At 71.9% G+C, this 14,760-nt stretch carries 17 protein-coding genes; 11 read left to right on the top strand and 6 right to left on the bottom strand.

Annotation, left to right across the window (positions count from 1 at the left end):
- The first annotated feature begins 132 nt into the window (after positions 1-132).
- Positions 133-537 (top strand): YchJ family protein, encoded by a 405-nt coding sequence (locus ACIQJT_RS38935; protein WP_402650292.1) that lies wholly within the window; start codon positions 133-135, stop codon positions 535-537.
- On the opposite strand, the gene ACIQJT_RS38930 is transcribed toward ACIQJT_RS38935, so the two are convergent.
- Positions 534-1,235: a FadR/GntR family transcriptional regulator gene (locus ACIQJT_RS38930; RefSeq protein ID WP_365457604.1), complete on the bottom strand. Its 702-nt coding sequence runs from the start codon at positions 1,233-1,235 to the stop codon at positions 534-536. The two genes, ACIQJT_RS38935 and ACIQJT_RS38930, sit on opposite strands and share 4 nt — an antisense overlap.
- A gap of 138 nt (positions 1,236-1,373) precedes the next feature.
- On the opposite strand from ACIQJT_RS38930, the gene ACIQJT_RS38925 reads away from it, so the two are divergent.
- From ACIQJT_RS38925 to ACIQJT_RS38915, 3 genes are all read left to right on the top strand, one after another.
- On the top strand, positions 1,374-1,880 hold the full coding sequence (locus ACIQJT_RS38925) for a gluconokinase (RefSeq protein ID WP_053848735.1): 507 nt from the start codon (positions 1,374-1,376) through the stop codon (positions 1,878-1,880).
- A 45-nt stretch (positions 1,881-1,925) separates the two neighbouring features.
- The gene (locus ACIQJT_RS38920; RefSeq protein ID WP_365457601.1) at positions 1,926-3,323 is read left to right on the top strand and encodes a gluconate:H+ symporter; all 1,398 of its coding nucleotides are present in this window, start codon (positions 1,926-1,928) and stop codon (positions 3,321-3,323) included.
- A gap of 110 nt (positions 3,324-3,433) precedes the next feature.
- Complete coding sequence (locus tag ACIQJT_RS38915; RefSeq protein ID WP_402650291.1) at positions 3,434-4,033, top strand: YdcF family protein; 600 nt, start codon at positions 3,434-3,436, stop codon at positions 4,031-4,033.
- A 23-nt stretch (positions 4,034-4,056) separates the two neighbouring features.
- Here ACIQJT_RS38915 and ACIQJT_RS38910 read toward each other — a convergent pair whose 3' ends face one another.
- The 4 genes from ACIQJT_RS38910 to ACIQJT_RS38895 all read right to left on the bottom strand — a co-directional run bounded on the left by ACIQJT_RS38910 (position 4,057) and on the right by ACIQJT_RS38895 (position 7,995).
- Positions 4,057-4,677 carry a cytochrome b/b6 domain-containing protein gene (locus ACIQJT_RS38910; RefSeq protein ID WP_402650290.1) on the bottom strand — a complete coding sequence of 207 codons (621 nt, stop codon included), beginning with the start codon at positions 4,675-4,677 and terminating at the stop codon, positions 4,057-4,059.
- A complete protein-coding gene (locus ACIQJT_RS38905; RefSeq protein WP_365457592.1) occupies positions 4,661-5,389 on the bottom strand; it encodes a molybdopterin-dependent oxidoreductase in 729 nt (242 codons plus the stop codon). The genes ACIQJT_RS38910 and ACIQJT_RS38905 overlap by 17 nt, the downstream gene beginning before the upstream one ends.
- Before the next feature lie 93 nt (positions 5,390-5,482).
- Positions 5,483-7,015, bottom strand: coding sequence for an APC family permease (locus ACIQJT_RS38900; RefSeq protein ID WP_365457589.1), 1,533 nt, complete (start codon positions 7,013-7,015; stop codon positions 5,483-5,485).
- 29 nt (positions 7,016-7,044) lie between these two features.
- The gene (locus ACIQJT_RS38895) at positions 7,045-7,995 is read right to left on the bottom strand and encodes a hypothetical protein (RefSeq protein WP_365457586.1); all 951 of its coding nucleotides are present in this window, start codon (positions 7,993-7,995) and stop codon (positions 7,045-7,047) included.
- Positions 7,996-8,447: 452 nt separating this feature from the next.
- Between ACIQJT_RS38895 and ACIQJT_RS38890 the strand changes: the two genes are divergently transcribed.
- From ACIQJT_RS38890 to ACIQJT_RS38860, 7 genes are all read left to right on the top strand, one after another.
- On the top strand, positions 8,448-9,341 hold the full coding sequence (locus tag ACIQJT_RS38890; protein WP_365457583.1) for a DMT family transporter: 894 nt from the start codon (positions 8,448-8,450) through the stop codon (positions 9,339-9,341).
- Between the two features lie 37 nt (positions 9,342-9,378).
- A complete protein-coding gene (locus ACIQJT_RS38885; protein WP_365457580.1) occupies positions 9,379-9,894 on the top strand; it encodes an NUDIX domain-containing protein in 516 nt (171 codons plus the stop codon).
- A gap of 39 nt (positions 9,895-9,933) precedes the next feature.
- Positions 9,934-10,326: a DUF202 domain-containing protein gene (locus tag ACIQJT_RS38880; protein ID WP_365457577.1), complete on the top strand. Its 393-nt coding sequence runs from the start codon at positions 9,934-9,936 to the stop codon at positions 10,324-10,326.
- Positions 10,323-10,646, top strand: coding sequence for a DUF202 domain-containing protein (locus ACIQJT_RS38875; RefSeq protein WP_402650289.1), 324 nt, complete (start codon positions 10,323-10,325; stop codon positions 10,644-10,646). Before ACIQJT_RS38880 ends, ACIQJT_RS38875 begins: the two co-directional genes overlap by 4 nt.
- Before the next feature lie 788 nt (positions 10,647-11,434).
- Positions 11,435-11,731, top strand: a complete 297-nt coding sequence (locus ACIQJT_RS38870; protein ID WP_365457571.1) for a hypothetical protein — start codon at positions 11,435-11,437, stop codon at positions 11,729-11,731.
- Positions 11,732-11,884: 153 nt separating this feature from the next.
- A complete protein-coding gene (locus ACIQJT_RS38865) occupies positions 11,885-12,919 on the top strand; it encodes a phosphotransferase family protein (protein ID WP_365457568.1) in 1,035 nt (344 codons plus the stop codon).
- A 5-nt stretch (positions 12,920-12,924) separates the two neighbouring features.
- Positions 12,925-14,139: an acyl-CoA dehydrogenase gene (locus tag ACIQJT_RS38860; protein ID WP_365457565.1), complete on the top strand. Its 1,215-nt coding sequence runs from the start codon at positions 12,925-12,927 to the stop codon at positions 14,137-14,139.
- An 8-nt stretch (positions 14,140-14,147) separates the two neighbouring features.
- Here the strand turns inward: ACIQJT_RS38860 and ACIQJT_RS38855 are convergent, their stop codons facing one another.
- Positions 14,148-14,741 carry a TetR/AcrR family transcriptional regulator gene (locus ACIQJT_RS38855; RefSeq protein WP_053850262.1) on the bottom strand — a complete coding sequence of 198 codons (594 nt, stop codon included), beginning with the start codon at positions 14,739-14,741 and terminating at the stop codon, positions 14,148-14,150.
- Positions 14,742-14,760: the final 19 nt, after the last annotated feature.

Below are 14,760 nucleotides of genomic sequence, written 5' to 3'. Positions count from 1 at the left end.
GTGCGGTGCAGTCCTAGACAGCTCCACCACACCGGAGGTCTTCGCCATGATCAAGCCCTGGCGGCGTTAACAACGCTCGTGATCAATACAGCTAGGGCCTCGCACCGGCGCGGTTGCGGGAGAATGGCGATCATGTCCCGACGTGCCTCGAAGCCCCGGCCGCGTGCCGCCTCCTCCTGCCCCTGCGGTCTCGCGGGGACCTACGACGCCTGCTGCGGCCGCTTCCACCGGGGTGAGGCCGCGGCGCCGACCGCCGAGGCGCTGATGCGGTCGCGCTACAGCGCCTTCGTGAAGCTGGAGCGGGAGTACCTGCTGCGGACCTGGCACCCCCGGTCCCGTCCCGGCGCGCTGGATCTCGACGCGGGTATGCGCTGGACCGGGCTCGAGATCCTGGACACGACCGACGGCTCGGCCTTCCACACCACCGGCACGGTGACCTTCCGGGCGTCGTTCGAGGGCGGCTCCCTGCACGAGCGCAGCCGTTTCGAACGGGTCGACGGGGCCTGGGTGTACCTGGACGGGGAGTTCCTGGACTAGGGAGCGAGGATGTCCAGCTCCTGGAGGGCGCCCTCCGCGATCTCGCGGGTCAGCGCCTCGGCATGGCCCGCGTCGCCCGCGCGGACGGCCTCGGCGAGCCGGACGTGGAGGGTGACGGCGGCCGGGTCGGGGTCCTCGAACATGACCTCGTGGCGGGTGCGGCCGGTGAGGACCTCGGCGACGACGTCCCCGAGGCGGGCGAACATCTCGTTGCCGGAGGCGTTGAGGATCACCCGGTGGAAGGCGATGTCGTGCAGGAGGTAGCCCTCCAGGCGGTGGCCCTTGGAGTTGGCGACCATGCCGAGCGCGCACTCGGTGAGTTCGGCGCACTGCTCGGCGGTCGCGTGCTTGGCGGCCAGGCCCGCCGCCACCGGCTCGATCGCCGAGCGCAGCACGGTCAGTGAGCGCAACTGCTGGGGGCGGTCGGCGCCGGCCAGCCGCCAGCGGATGACCTGGGGGTCGTAGACGTTCCACTCGGCCTTCGGGCGGACCGTCACGCCCACGCGGCGGCGGGACTCGACCAGGTGCATGGACTCCAGGACCCGGACCGCCTCACGCATCACGGACCGTGAGACGTCGAAACGCTGGGCGAGTTCGTCGGTGCGCAGAACACTGCCCGGCGGGTACTCGCCCGCTGTGATCGCGGGTCCGAGGGCGTCCAGTACGCGTCCGTGCAGCCCCCGGCCCAATGTGCTCATGCACTCAGCGTACGGGGCGCGTCACGCCCAGAAAAAGTCAGATTTATTTGTCACAGAGTCTTGAATTAGTCCTACCTAATGGGTTTCAGTTGCTCGGCATCGAAGGTGTCGACGAGGACAGCAGACAGTGAGGCAGCGATGAGTACCCCGAAAGTCGTCGTGGTCATGGGCGTCGCGGGCACCGGCAAGACCACCATCGGTCCCCTGCTCGCCGCCCGGCTCGGCGTCCCCTACGCCGAGGGCGACGACTTCCACCCGCCGGCCAACATCGCCAAGATGTCGGCCGGCACCCCGCTCACCGACGACGACCGGTGGCCGTGGCTGGACGCCATCGGCTCCTGGGCGCACGGGCGGGCGGGACTGGGCGGCGTGGTCAGCTGCTCGGCGCTGAAGCGGTCGTACCGCGACCGGCTGCGGGCCGAGGCGCCCGGGGTCGTCTTCGTGCACCTGGCCGGCGACCGCTCCCTCATCGAGGACCGGATGTCGCACCGGCAGGGGCACTTCATGCCCACCGCACTGCTGGACTCGCAGTTCGCCACGCTCCAGCCCCTCCAGGAGGACGAGGCCGGCGTCGTGGTGGACGTCTCCGGCAGCCCGGAGGACATCACCGGGCGGGCCGCGAAGGCGCTCGCCGAACTCCCGTAACACCCCTTTCCGAAGAACGTCCCCGTACCTGCAAGGGAACCCCCCGTGACCAGACTCAGCGTCGAGTTGCTGGCAGCGGACGCACCCGAGCCGATCACCTCGGCCGGTCACGCCCAGCTGGGCATCGCCGTCCTGGCGGGCATCGCCGTCATCGTGCTGCTCATCACCAAGTTCAAGCTCCACGCCTTCCTGTCGCTGACCCTGGGCACGCTCGTGCTCGGCGCGGTCGCCGGAGCGCCGCTCGACAAGGCCATCGCCAGCTTCACCACCGGGCTCGGCACCACGGTCGCCGGTGTCGGCGTGCTGATCGCCCTCGGCGCGATCCTCGGCAAGATGCTCGCCGACTCGGGCGGCGCCGACCAGATCGTCGACACGATCCTCGCGAAGGCGGGCGGCCGTTCGATGCCGTGGGCGATGGTCCTGATCGCCTCCGTCATCGGTCTGCCGCTGTTCTTCGAGGTCGGCGTCGTCCTGCTGATCCCGGTCGTGCTGATGGTCGCCAAGCGCGGCAACTACTCCCTGATGCGCATCGGCATCCCGGCCCTCGCCGGCCTGTCCGTGATGCACGGCCTGGTCCCGCCGCACCCCGGCCCGCTGGTCGCGATCGACGCGGTCGGCGCCAACCTCGGCGTCACGCTGGCACTCGGCGTCCTGGTCGCCGTCCCGACGGTGATCATCGCCGGTCCGCTGTTCTCGCGGTACGCGGCCCGCTGGGTGGACGTGCCGGCCCCCGACCGGATGATCCCGCAGCGCGCCTCGGAGGAACTGGAGAAGCGCCCCGCCTTCGGCCCCACGCTGGCGACCATCCTCCTCCCGGTCGTCATGATGCTGTCCAAGGCACTGGTCGACATCGTGATCGACGACCCCGACAACCTCACCCAGCGGGTCTTCGACGTCATCGGCTCCCCGATGATCGCCCTGCTGGCCGCGGTGCTCGTGGGCATCTTCACGCTGCTGCGCCCGGCCGGCTTCGGCAAGGAGCGGCTCTCCCCGCTCGTCGAGAAGGGCCTCGCGCCCATCGCCGGCATCCTGCTGATCGTCGGGGCGGGCGGCGGCTTCAAGCAGACCCTGATCGACAGCGGTGTGGGTCAGATGGTCCTGGACATATCCAAGGACTGGTCGATCCCGGCCCTCCTGCTGGCCTGGCTGATCGCGGTGGCGATCCGGCTCGCGACCGGCTCGGCCACGGTGGCGACGATCTCCGCGGCCGGTCTGGTCGCCCCGCTCGCGGAAGGCATGTCGACCGGGGAGACGGCCCTGCTGGTCCTCGCCATCGGCGCCGGCTCGCTCTTCTTCAGCCATGTCAACGACGCCGGGTTCTGGCTGGTCAAGGAGTACTTCGGTCTGGAGGTCGGCCAGACGATCAAGACCTGGTCGATCATGGAGACGATCATCTCGGTGGTCGCGGGCGGTCTGGTGCTGCTGCTGTCACTGGTCATCTAGGTACGGCCACGAGGGCACCCGGGGCGGGCGAGGCGCGGTTTCCGGCCTCGCCCGTCGCCGTTGCCGCCGGGGCCTGGGGAACCGGTACCGAGGTGCTCTAGAGTCCCCGCATGCGGCGAAGGACGGGACTGGTGGTGGCCGGGGCCGCGGCTCTGGCCTGGGGCGAGTGGCTGAACCGGCGCTGGTCCCGCGCACTCGTGGGCGACGGCAGGGGCTCCTCCTCGGCCGTGGTGGTGCTCGGGTACCGCAACCCCGGGGACACGGCGAACCTGATCAACCGCTGGCGCGTCCGCGCGGGAGTCCGCTCCCTCACCGCCGACGGTACGCACGAGGGCCGCCTGATTCTCAGCGGCGGGACGACCGGCAGGGGCGCGACGGAGGCCCGTCTGATGGCCGACTACGCGAAGGGGGCGCTCGGGTACGACGGCCCGGTGCTCCTGGAGGACCGGTCCACGACGACGTGGGAGAACATCACGAACGTGATCCCGCTGCTCGAGGACGTGGACCGCATCAAGATCGTCTCCCAGCCGGCCCACGCGCTCAAGGCCCGCGCCTACCTGCGGCGGCAGCGCCCGGATCTGGCGGAGCGGCTGGTGCGCGCGGACGACTACCGCCCCGGCGAGTGGATCGCCGTCAAACCGCTGCTGGCGCTGTACGGACTGTGGTCCCTGCGCGGCCTGCGGGCCGACGAACGGAAGGCCACGCCGTAGGGACCCCGTGCCGGGACGTCACGCTACGGCCGCCACAGCGGATGCTCCCGCTCCGCCCACTCCCGGCTCACCGAGCCCGTCCGCAGGCCGCGTCGGGCCTCCGGGTCGGCCAGCGCCATGCCGATGTGGCCCGCGAGGACGATGCCGATGGTGAGGGCCAGCCAGTCGTGGACGAAGGTCGCGCTGGTGCGCCACTGGATGGGGGTGAGGTGGGTGAACCACATCAGCAGGCCCGTGCCGAGCATCACCAGGGTCGCACCGGCGATCCAGGAGGCGTAGACCTTCTGACCCGCGTTGAACTTGCCCGCGGGACGGGACGTCCGGCGTCGGTCGCGGCGCAGGGCGGCGCGCAGCCAGACGCGGTCGTGGGGGCCGAAGCGGTTGAGGAAACCCAGGTCGGCGCGGAAGGCGCGAGAGACCAGACCCACGAGGGCCGGGACCGGCAGGGCCAGGCCCGCCCACTCGTGAACGCGGACCACCAGCTCGCGGCGGCCGACGAGTTCGGCGAACTGGGGGATGTACAGACAGGCGGCCGTGGCCACGCAGACACCCATCAGGGCGGCCGTCGCGCGGTGCACCCACTTCTGGGAGCGGCCGAAGCGCCGGATCCGTGCCTGGGGCGGGGCGTCAACTCGTAGGTTCATCGTCCCGCCCGTTCGAACGGCCGACCCAGGCGTCCACGTCGTAGCCGCGGTCCTCCCAGTAGCCCGGCTCCACGTCCTCGGTGACGGTGATGCCGGACAGCCACTTGGCCGACTTGTAGAAGTACATGGGGGCCACGTAGAGGCGGACCGGGCCGCCGTGGGAGTGGCCGATGTCCTTGTCCTGCATGCGCAGGGCGACCAGGACGTCCGGGCGGCGGGCCTGCTCGAGGGTGAGGCTCTCGGAGTACGCCCCGTCGAAGCAGGTGAAGCGGACGGCGCCCGCCTTGGCGGTCACCCCGGCGGCGTCCAGCAGCGCGGACAGTCGTACGCCTTCGAACGGCGTGTCCGGGACCCGCCAGCCCGTCACGCACTGCACGTCCTTGACCATCCGGGTCTGGGGCAGCGCCCGCAGGTCGGCCAGGGTGTAGGTGCGGGGGCGGGAGACCAGGCCGTCGATCTTCAGGCGGTAGTTCCCGGCGTTCTTGTGCGGCACCGACGAGGTGACCGAGTAGTAGCGGAAGCCGCCCCCGTTGGGGAGCAGCCCGGTCAGGCCGGTGGGGTCCTTGTCGGCGGCGCTGCCGAGGAAGGCCTCCAGGCCGCGTTGCAGGGTGGGCGCGGCGACGACGCCGAGCGCGCCCAGGCCGAGGGTGCCGAGGAGGACCCGGCGGCCGATCGGCGTACCGCGCTGTTCCTCGGGCTGTTCGGAGTTCACCTCACCATTCGAGCACCCGCGACGCCCGTGGAGCCAGGAGTCGCGGGTGCTCGTCAGACTTCCGTAACCACTTCTCACGGCGCTCTCAACGAGTCACGACGCCTCTTCGGCCGCCTTCTCCAACTGGAACGCCTCGTTGCCGAGCCCGATCCGCGCGTGCGCCTCGGGCCTGCGGGCGCGCATCAGCAGTCCCTGCGCCAGGCCCACCAGCACGGCGAGGCCGACGATGCCCGGCAGCACCCAGCTCAGTGAGGAGCCGGGGCCCGCGCCGACCAGGACGTCGAAGTCCTTCACCGTGTACACGGCGATGACCAGCAGGGCGAGCCCCGCGAGGGCCGAGGTGACCAGCCGCCAGGCCTGGGCGGCCGCCGCGCCGCGCCGGACGAAGAAGACGACGACGGACGCGGAGGCCGCCGCCATCAGCACGATCACGCCGAGCGAGCCGATGTTGCCGAACCAGGTGAACAGGTGCAGGACCGGCACGGTCGGGTCGCCGGTGGGCCTGTCGTCGGCGATCGCGAAGACGGCCACGACCACCACCGACACGGCGGTCTGGAGCAGAGAGCCGGTGCCGGGCGCACCGCTCGCGCTGTTGGTACGGCCGAAGGCGGCGGGCAGCAGGCCCTCACGGCCCATGGCGAAGGCGTAGCGGGCGACGACGTTGTGGAAGCTGAGCATGGCCGCGAACATGCCGGTCACGAACAGGATGTGCAGGACGTCGGTGAACGTGCCGCCGAGGCGTGACTCGGTGAGGCCGAACAGCAGTCCTGCGCTCTGCTTCTGGGACTCGCCCACGATCGCCGAGGGACCGGTGGCGACGGTGAGGGCCCAGCTGCTGAGCGCGAAGAAGACGGCGACGCCGCCGACGGCGAGGAACATCACGCGCGGCACCAGGATGTGCGGGCGGCTGGTCTCCTCGGCGTACACCGGAGCCTGCTCGAAGCCGAGGAAGGCGGCGATGCAGAAGCACAGGGCGGTGCCGACCCCTGCGCCGCTGAGGGTGTCGGGGTTGAAGGCGTGCAGGGACAGGCCCTGGGCCGCCGGGTCGGCGACCGCGGCGATGTCGAAGATGACGACGAGGGCGACCTCGACGATCAGCAGGACGCCGAGCACCCGCGCGTTGACGTCGATCTTCAGCCAGCCGAGCGCGCCGACGACCAGCGCGGCCGTCAGCGCGGGTATCCACCAGGCCACCGACAGGTCGGCGTAGGTGGCGAACAGTCCGGAGACCTCGAAGCCGAAGATGCCGTAGATGCCGACCTGGAGGGCGTTGTAGGCGACCAGGGCGACGAGGGCCGCGCTCGCGCCGGCCGTGCCGCCGAGGCCGCGGGAGATGTAGGCGTAGAAGGCGCCCGCGTTGTGGACGTGGCGGCTCATCTCGGCGTAGCCGACGCTGAACAGGACGAGGACGACCCCGAGCAGGACGAACAGGAGGGGCTGGCCGACGATCCCCATCACCGCGAATGTAGTGGGCATGACACCCGCGACGACCATGAGGGGCGCGGTCGCCGCGAGGACGGAGAGCAGCAGGCCCCCGGTGCCGAGCCGGCCGGCCCGCAGCGCGCGCTCCTGTCCCTTGAACGTACTGATGCCTGGTCTGCTCTTGCTGGAACTCTCGGTGGCCATGGGGACCGTCCTTCTGGGGTTCGGGGGTGTCACACCGTGCCGAGCGCGTGGTCGCGGGCGGCACGGAAGGCTGAGTACGGCTCGCGGTCCGGGTAGGACCAGGGGGCCGGGGTGGGGCGTTCGCCGATGCGGTGGAAGAGGGCGGCGGCCTCGGCGCCGCGGCCCTCGCAGACCTTCGCGTGGGCGAGGAAGTTGAGGTCGACCAGCCGGCGCGGGTGGCCCTCGTGCTCCCACTCCAGCCACCAGTCGAAGGCCGCCTTCATCACCTGCCGGGCCCGGCGTCCGGACCAGTGGCCGGAGGCGGCGGGGTCGTGCGGCTCGTGCCCGGCGGCGGCCAGGGCCCGGTAGCGCTCGGCGTGCGCGATGACCGGCAGGATCGCGAGCGGTGAGTCGGCGGGGGCCTGCTCGGCGGCCCAGTTGGCGAAGTCGTAGACCTCGTGCAGCGGGTCGGGGCCGGTCCCGGCGCGGTGCTCGGCGAGCCGGGCGACCATCAGGTGGTGGGCGTGGTGGTGGTCGGCGTGCCGCTGCCGGACCTCCCCGAAGACGGCGGCGACCTCGTCCGCCGTGCCGTGGTCGCGCTCCAGCAGGAGCAGGCCGAGCCAGGGCGTGGGGTCGGCGGGTGCGAGGCGGGCCGCGGTCCGGCAGGCCTCGCGGGCCGCGGCGGGCTTCCCCTTGCCCCGCCGGACCAGCTGGACCAGGGCGAGAGCGAGCAGCACGGCCGCGTCGGCGGAGTCGGGCTCGGCCACCAGCCACTCCCTCGCCCAGGCGTCGCTGTACGGCTCGGCCGCGAGCACCGTGACGCGGTGGCCGCGCCGGTCCCACTCATCACCCGTCCGGGTGAGCAGCGCCCTGACCGCCTGCCACCTGCCCTGTGCCAACGCGGCGCGCGCGTCGATGAGTTCGGCGTCGTCGAGGGCCGCGTCGAAGGCGTGGGACGCGCGTTTGCGACCGCGGCCGAAGGGGGGTGGGGGCGGGGACACCGTGTGGGTTTTCCTCACGGAACAGGGAGTGCGGTGGGCGGGGGGGTGGTGGATGGGGCGGAAGGGGCGGAAGGGGGTGCCGGGCCGATTCGCAGCGCCATCGGCTGATCACGGACAGCCAACCCTCCGCCAATGGTTTGCGTCAAGGGCCGAAGGCGCGTTACACGCGTCAACTCTCCATACGTGAGGGGAAGTTGTGACGACACGGTGCTGGTGGGAACAGGTCAAGGCCCCGCTTCTGTGGCGTACGCCATGGCGTCGGCCTCCGACGCACCGCACCATGGCGGGACACCCCCCACCGCACCACGGGCGGGACACCCCGGCGCCGAGAAAGGTTCGGCGGCCGAGTCGACGGCCCGGATCCGGGTACTCCCAGGGGCAAGCCGGGCGCTGGGACGCTACAGTCGGCGACTATCACCCCGCCGCCCGGCCGGACGATCGAGGTACGCAGCGTGTCGGTTCTGGTTCTGATTCTCGCCGTGGGTGCTGCCTGCTGCCTGGGCTTCGGCTTCGTGCTGCAGCAGAACGCGGCGCGCCAGGCCCCGCTGAGCGACTTCCTCTCCCCCAGGCTGCTCCTCGACCTGGTGAAGGTGCCGCGCTGGCTCGGGGGCATCGGACTGATGGTGGCCGGCATGGCGCTGGGCGCGATCGCGCTCGGTCAGGGCGAGGTGTCCCTGGTCGAACCCCTCCTCGCCACGAACCTGCTCTTCGCCCTCGCCCTCTCCCGCAAGCAGAGCAAGCAACCGCTGGGCCGCCAGGGCTGGGCGGGACTCGCGCTGCTGGCGGGCGGGGTGACCGCGTTCATCGTGGCGGGCGAGCCACGCGGCGGTACGGCGGTCGCCGACCCCTTCCGGCACTGGCTGATCATCGGCGCGATGATCGGACTGGCCCTGCTGCTCACGACGTACGCCAAGCGCTCCCGCCTCAGTTCCGGCCCGGTGCTGCTGGCCCTGGCGGCGGGACTGCTGTACGGCGTCCAGGACGCCCTCACCCGGGTCAGCGGCCAGCGCTTCTCCGCGGGCGGCCTCGCCGAGCTGCTGACGAGCTGGCAGCCGTACGCCGTGCTGGCACTGGGCGTCACCGGGCTCGTCCTGGTGCAGAGCGCGTTCGAGACCGCGCCGCTGCGGATGTCGCTGCCCGCCCTGACCGCGGCCCAGCCGCTCGCCGGGATCGTGTGCGGGGTGGGCTTCCTGGGCGACCGGCTGCGCACCGACACCGTCGCGCTGACCTGGGAGGCCCTGGGCCTCGCGGCCGTCGTCGCGGGCATCGTCCTGCTGGGCATGCACCCGGCGATGCCCTGCGGAACGAACCGCACGGAACCGACGAGGGACCTCCAGCCGAGCTGACGCCCGCGCCGGCCGGGACGGCTGCTTGGATGGGCCCATGAGCGCTGCTGACGAGATTCTCGACATCGTCGACGAGGACGACAACGTCGTCGCACAGTCGCCCCGCGGGGAGGCCTACGCGAAGGGCCTGCGGCACCGCTGCGTGTTCGTTCAGGCCAGGGACGCGCAGGGTCGGCTCTTCGTGCACCGTCGGACACCCGGCAAGCTGGTCTTCCCGTCCCTCTACGACATGTTCGTCGGCGGAGTGGTCGGGGCGGGTGAGTCCTACGACGACGCGGCCCTGCGCGAGGCGGAGGAGGAGCTCGGGGTGGAGGGCCTGCCCCGGCCGGAGTACCTCTTCAAGTTCCTGTACGACGACGGCGCCGGTCGGACCTGGTGGTCCGCGGTCTACGAGGTCCGCTGCGAGTTCCCGGTCAGCCCCCAGGTGGAGGAGGTCGCCTGGCACGACTTCCTCAGCGAGGACGAGGTGGAGCTGCGCCTTCGGGAGTGGGAGTGGGTGCCGGACGGGCTGGCGGCCTACGAGCGGCTCAGGGCGTACCGGTCGACGGGGTGAGCCCCTGGTCCGGGACCTGTCCCGGATAGGCTCGTGCGCGTGATCGATTTCGCACGGAACGTCCGCGTCTGGTTCGCCCCCGAGGAGGTGCGGCGGGAGGGCCGTACGCCCGACTACCGGTTCTCCCTGGCCAATGAGCGCACCTTCCTGGCCTGGCTGCGCACCGCGCTCGCGCTGATCGGCGGCGGCTTCGCGGTGGACCAGTTCCTGCCGGATCTGCGCTGGGGCTGGCGGGTCGGCCTGGCGCTCGCGCTGCTCGCCGCGGGCGTGCTGTGCTCGCTGCGGGCGGTCAACCACTGGGTGCGGTGCGAGCGGGCGATGCGCAAGGGCGAGGACCTGCCGGTGTCGCGGTTCCCGGCGCTGCTGAGCCTGGTGGTCGCGGTGGTCGCCGTGGCCATGGTCGTGGTCGTGCTCGTCGGGTGGGAGGGATGAGCGAGGACGCGGCCGCCGAGCGCGATCCGGGGCTCCAGCCCGAACGCACCCGGCTCGCCTGGCGCCGTACGACCCTCTCGGGCACCGTCTCCGCCGTACTCGCCGTGAAGACGGCCCTGCACGGCGGCCCCTCCCCCACCGCACTCGTGGCCTGCGCCCTGTGCTGCGCGCTGTGGCTCGGCTTCCTGTACCTCGCCCACCACCGCATCCGCACCCTGACCTCGTCCGACACCCCACCGCCCCTCGTCCCGCGAACCGCCGCGACGGCGGCGCTGTGCACGGTGGCGCTGGCTGCCTGCGGGACGGCGCTGGTGTTCTGAGCGACCACACGCCTCTGCCGGACCCCGGGGTACGCCTCGCCCCGAGCCCGACCTCACGCACACCGACTCCGCTCGGCAGCCCACCGGAGTGGGGCCGAGCACCCCTGCCCGGTCCGGCCGCCGACCGTCGGCCCCAGGACAGCGCGCCCACCTGAGCATGGTCGCCGCACCGAGCCCGACCGCACGCACACCGAGTCCCGCCCCGCGTCCCGGCGGAGCGGCCCGGCACGCTGCCCGCACAGCCCCCGGCCCTGAGCTCGGACGGAGCGCCCGCCCAGGGCAGGTCGCCGCGCCGCCCAGCGCCCCGGCCCAGTCCGGCCGACCGACATCAGCCCTCCCCACCTGAGCCCAGACAGCGCGCCCACCTGAGCACGGTCGCCGCGCCTCACCACCACGCCCACACCAGAACCCGGCCACCGCGTCCACTCCAGCCCGACCACCGAATCCGAACCGAGCGCCGCCTGCGCGCCTGCTCGCGCGTCCCAGCCCGACCGCCGTACCCGCTCGAAGCGGGCCGGCTCGTCCTCGCCCGCGCCCCACCACCGCCCCCCAGACCCGACCGCCCCTCCCACCGGAGCCCCACCACCGCCCCCGCTCAGATCCGACTACTGCGGCCCCACCTGAGCCCAGCCGCCATGACCCCTCGGGCCCAGCCCACCCCCCGCCGCCACGACCGTCCTCGCCCCTCCGGGGTACTCGTGCGCCACGCAGGTCGGAATGTCCGTGCGTGCACCCTTCGCGTGGCAGCCTGTGCGACGTCATCACCCCTCGCTTCGAAGGTGAGCACCATGACCACCCTCCACCACGAACACGCCTCTCACGCGCACACGCACGGCTCGGGCTGCGGGCACGCCGAGGTGCGGCACGAGGACCACGTCGACTACGCGCACGACGGGCATCTGCACCGCGAGCACGAGGGTCACTGGGACGAGTGCGAGCCCGGCGGGCACGTCTCGCACGAGGGGCACGACCACCGGCACGGCCAGGACTGCGGTCATGAGAGCGTGCTGCACGGCGATCACGTCGACTACCTCCACGACGGCCACCGGCACGCCGCCCACGAGGGCCACTGGGACGACCACTGAGCTGATCGCGACCTGCCGACGGCTCCCCGCCGCAGCACGCGGGGAGCCGTCGGCCTATCGTGGGCCGGATCACGTTCACCGTTCCCCCTGGACGACATACCGACCAGTCGGCATGATGGTCGGTACCCGTTCCCGCGCGCGTAAGGAGCCCTGATGAGCCCCGACCATCCGCCAGGCCTCGATCTCGACCGGCTGCGCGGCCTGCTCGACCGTGAGCGGCCCGGCCTGGTGCAGGGCCCCCTGACCGGCCGGCTGATCGAGGGCGGACGGTCGAACCTCACGTACGCGGTGTCGGACGGCACCACGAAGTGGGTCGTACGGCGGCCCCCGCTCGGCCACGTCCTGGCCACCGCGCACGACATGAAGCGCGAGCACCGGGTCATCAGCGCCCTGCACCCCACGGACGTGCCCGTGCCGAACCCGGTCCTGCTCTGCGAGGACGAGGAAGTGCTCGGATCGCCGTTCTACGTCATGGAGTTCGTCGAGGGCACCCCGTACCGCACCGCCGACCAGCTCGCCCCGCTCGGCCCCGAGCGCACCCGCGACGCCGTGCTGTCCCTCGTCGACACCCTCGTGGAACTGCACGCGGTCGACCCGGCGGAGGTCGGGCTCGCCGACTTCGGACGCCCCGAGGGCTTCCTGGACCGTCAGCTGCGCCGCTGGGGCAAGCAACTGGACGCCTCCCGCAACCGCGACCTGGCCGGCATCGACGAGCTGCACGCGACGCTCGGCCGGCGCCTCCCCCAGTCCCCGACGGCCACGGTCGTGCACGGCGACTACCGGCTCGACAACGTCCTGATGGGCGACGACGACCGCATCAGGGCGATCCTCGACTGGGAGATGTCCACCCTCGGCGACCCGCTCACCGACCTCGGCCTGCTGGTGATGTACAGCCTGCCGCTGGGCATGCCCGACTCCCCGGTCTCCACGACCGCCGAGGCCCCGGGCCACCCGGCCCCGGCGGAACTGGTGGCGCGGTACGCCGAGCGTTCGGGCCGGGACGTCTCGGAGGTGTCCTGGTACACGGCGTTCGCCTGGTTCAAGCTCGCCGTGATCCTGGAGGGCATCCACTACCGCTACACCAAGGGCCAGACGGTCGGCCGCGGTTTCGACCGCATCGGCGACCTCGTCCCGGTCTTCATCCGGCACGGTCTCACCACTCTTCGCGACGGCATCCAGGAAGGCTGATCCGCATGGACTTCGCGTTCGACGCACGCACCGAGGAGCTGCGCGCCAAGCTGCTCGCCTTCATGGACGAGCACGTCTACCCCGCCGAGGCCGTCGCGGAGGAGCAGCGCGCACGCCTGGCCTCGCCGTGGGACACGCCGGCCGTGGTGGAGGAACTGAAGGCGGAGGCGCGCAGGCAGGGGCTGTGGAACCTCTTCCTGCCCGACTCCGAGTACGGCGCCGGGCTGACCAACCTCCAGTACGCGCCGCTCGCCGAGATCACCGGCCGTTCCCCGCAGCTGGCGCCGACCGCGCTGAACTGTGCGGCGCCGGACACCGGCAACATGGAGGTGCTCTCCCAGTTCGGCGACGAGCAGCAGAAGAAGCAGTGGCTGGAGCCGCTGCTGGCCGGTGAGATCCGCTCGGCGTTCGCCATGACCGAGCCGGAGGTCGCGTCCTCCGACGCCACGAACATCACCACGCACATCGAACGGGACGGCGACGAGTACGTCGTCACCGGCCGCAAGTGGTACATCTCCGGGGCGATGAACCCGGACTGCAAGATCTTCATCGTGATGGGCAAGACCGACCCGGACGGCGAGGACATCCGCCGCCAGCAGTCCATGATCCTGGTTCCCCGGGACACCCCCGGCGTCACGGTGACGCGCGCGATGCGGGTGTTCGGCTACGAGGACCACTACCACGGCGGCCACGCCGAGGTGGTCTTCGACCACGCGCGCGTGCCGGCCGCGAACCTGATCGGTGAGGAGGGCGGCGGGTTCGCCATCGCCCAGGCCCGGCTCGGTCCCGGCCGGATCCACCACTGCATGCGGCTGATCGGCATGGCCGAGCGGGCGATCGAGCTGATGTGCCGGCGGGCCGTCTCCCGCACGGCCTTCGGCAAGGCGCTGGCCCAGCAGGGCGTGGTCCACAACTGGATCGCCGACGCGCGCGTGACCGTCGAGCAGCTGCGTCTGCTGGTGCTGAAGACGGCCTGGCTGATGGACACGGTCGGCAACAAGGGCGCGCACACCGAGATCCAGTCCATCAAGATCGCCACGCCCCGCGCGGTCGTCGACATCATCGACCGGGCGATCCAGCTCCACGGCGCGGGCGGGGTCAGCCAGGACTTCCCGCTGGCCGAGCTGTACGCCGGCGCCCGCACCCTGATGATCGCGGACGGCCCGGACGAGGTCCACCAGCGCTCGCTGGCGCGCCGGGAGCTGAAGAAGTACCTCTGACAGTCCCTCTAGGGACGCAGGGACCGCAGGAGGAGGTCGGCCAGGTGGTCGGCGACCTCCTGCGGGCCCATCGGGCCGTCGGGGCGGTACCAGGTCGACAGGTGGTGGACGGAGCCGAAGTGGTAGTCCACGACGAGGTCGGCCGGGGTCGCCTTCGAGAAGACGCCCGCTTCCTGGCCCTCCTCGATGAGCGCGCGGAAGCGCTCGTGGTACTTCCGCCGCTCGGCCCGCACCTGCTTGTTCTTCTCCGGGCTCAGATGGTGCATCGAGCGGAAGAAGATCGACGCGTCGTCGAGGTTCTCGATCGTGGTGACCACGACGTCCGCGGCGGCGGCCCGCAGCCGCTTCTCGATCGGCTCGTCGGCGCCCGCGAGCGCGTCCAGGCGTTCCTGCTGGACGCGCAGCACGCGCGCGTACACCTCGTGCAGGAGGTCGTCCTTGGAACCGAAGTAGTGGTACAGCGCCCCCTTGGTGACGCCGGCCGCCTCGACGATCTCCTGCACGGAGGTGCGGTCGTAGCCCTGCTCGGCGAAGAGCCGGGTGGCGGCGGCCAGCAGCCGCTGCGGGACGGGCGTACCGTCTCCGTCCGTCGTCCTGGGCACTGTGCCGCCACCTGCCTTC

It is taken from the genome of Streptomyces sp. NPDC091972 (genome assembly GCF_044756385.1).
Taxonomy (GTDB): domain Bacteria; phylum Actinomycetota; class Actinomycetes; order Streptomycetales; family Streptomycetaceae; genus Streptomyces.
The sequence above is the reverse complement of the archived record's forward strand: the minus strand, read 5'-3'. Positions and strand labels throughout refer to the sequence as shown.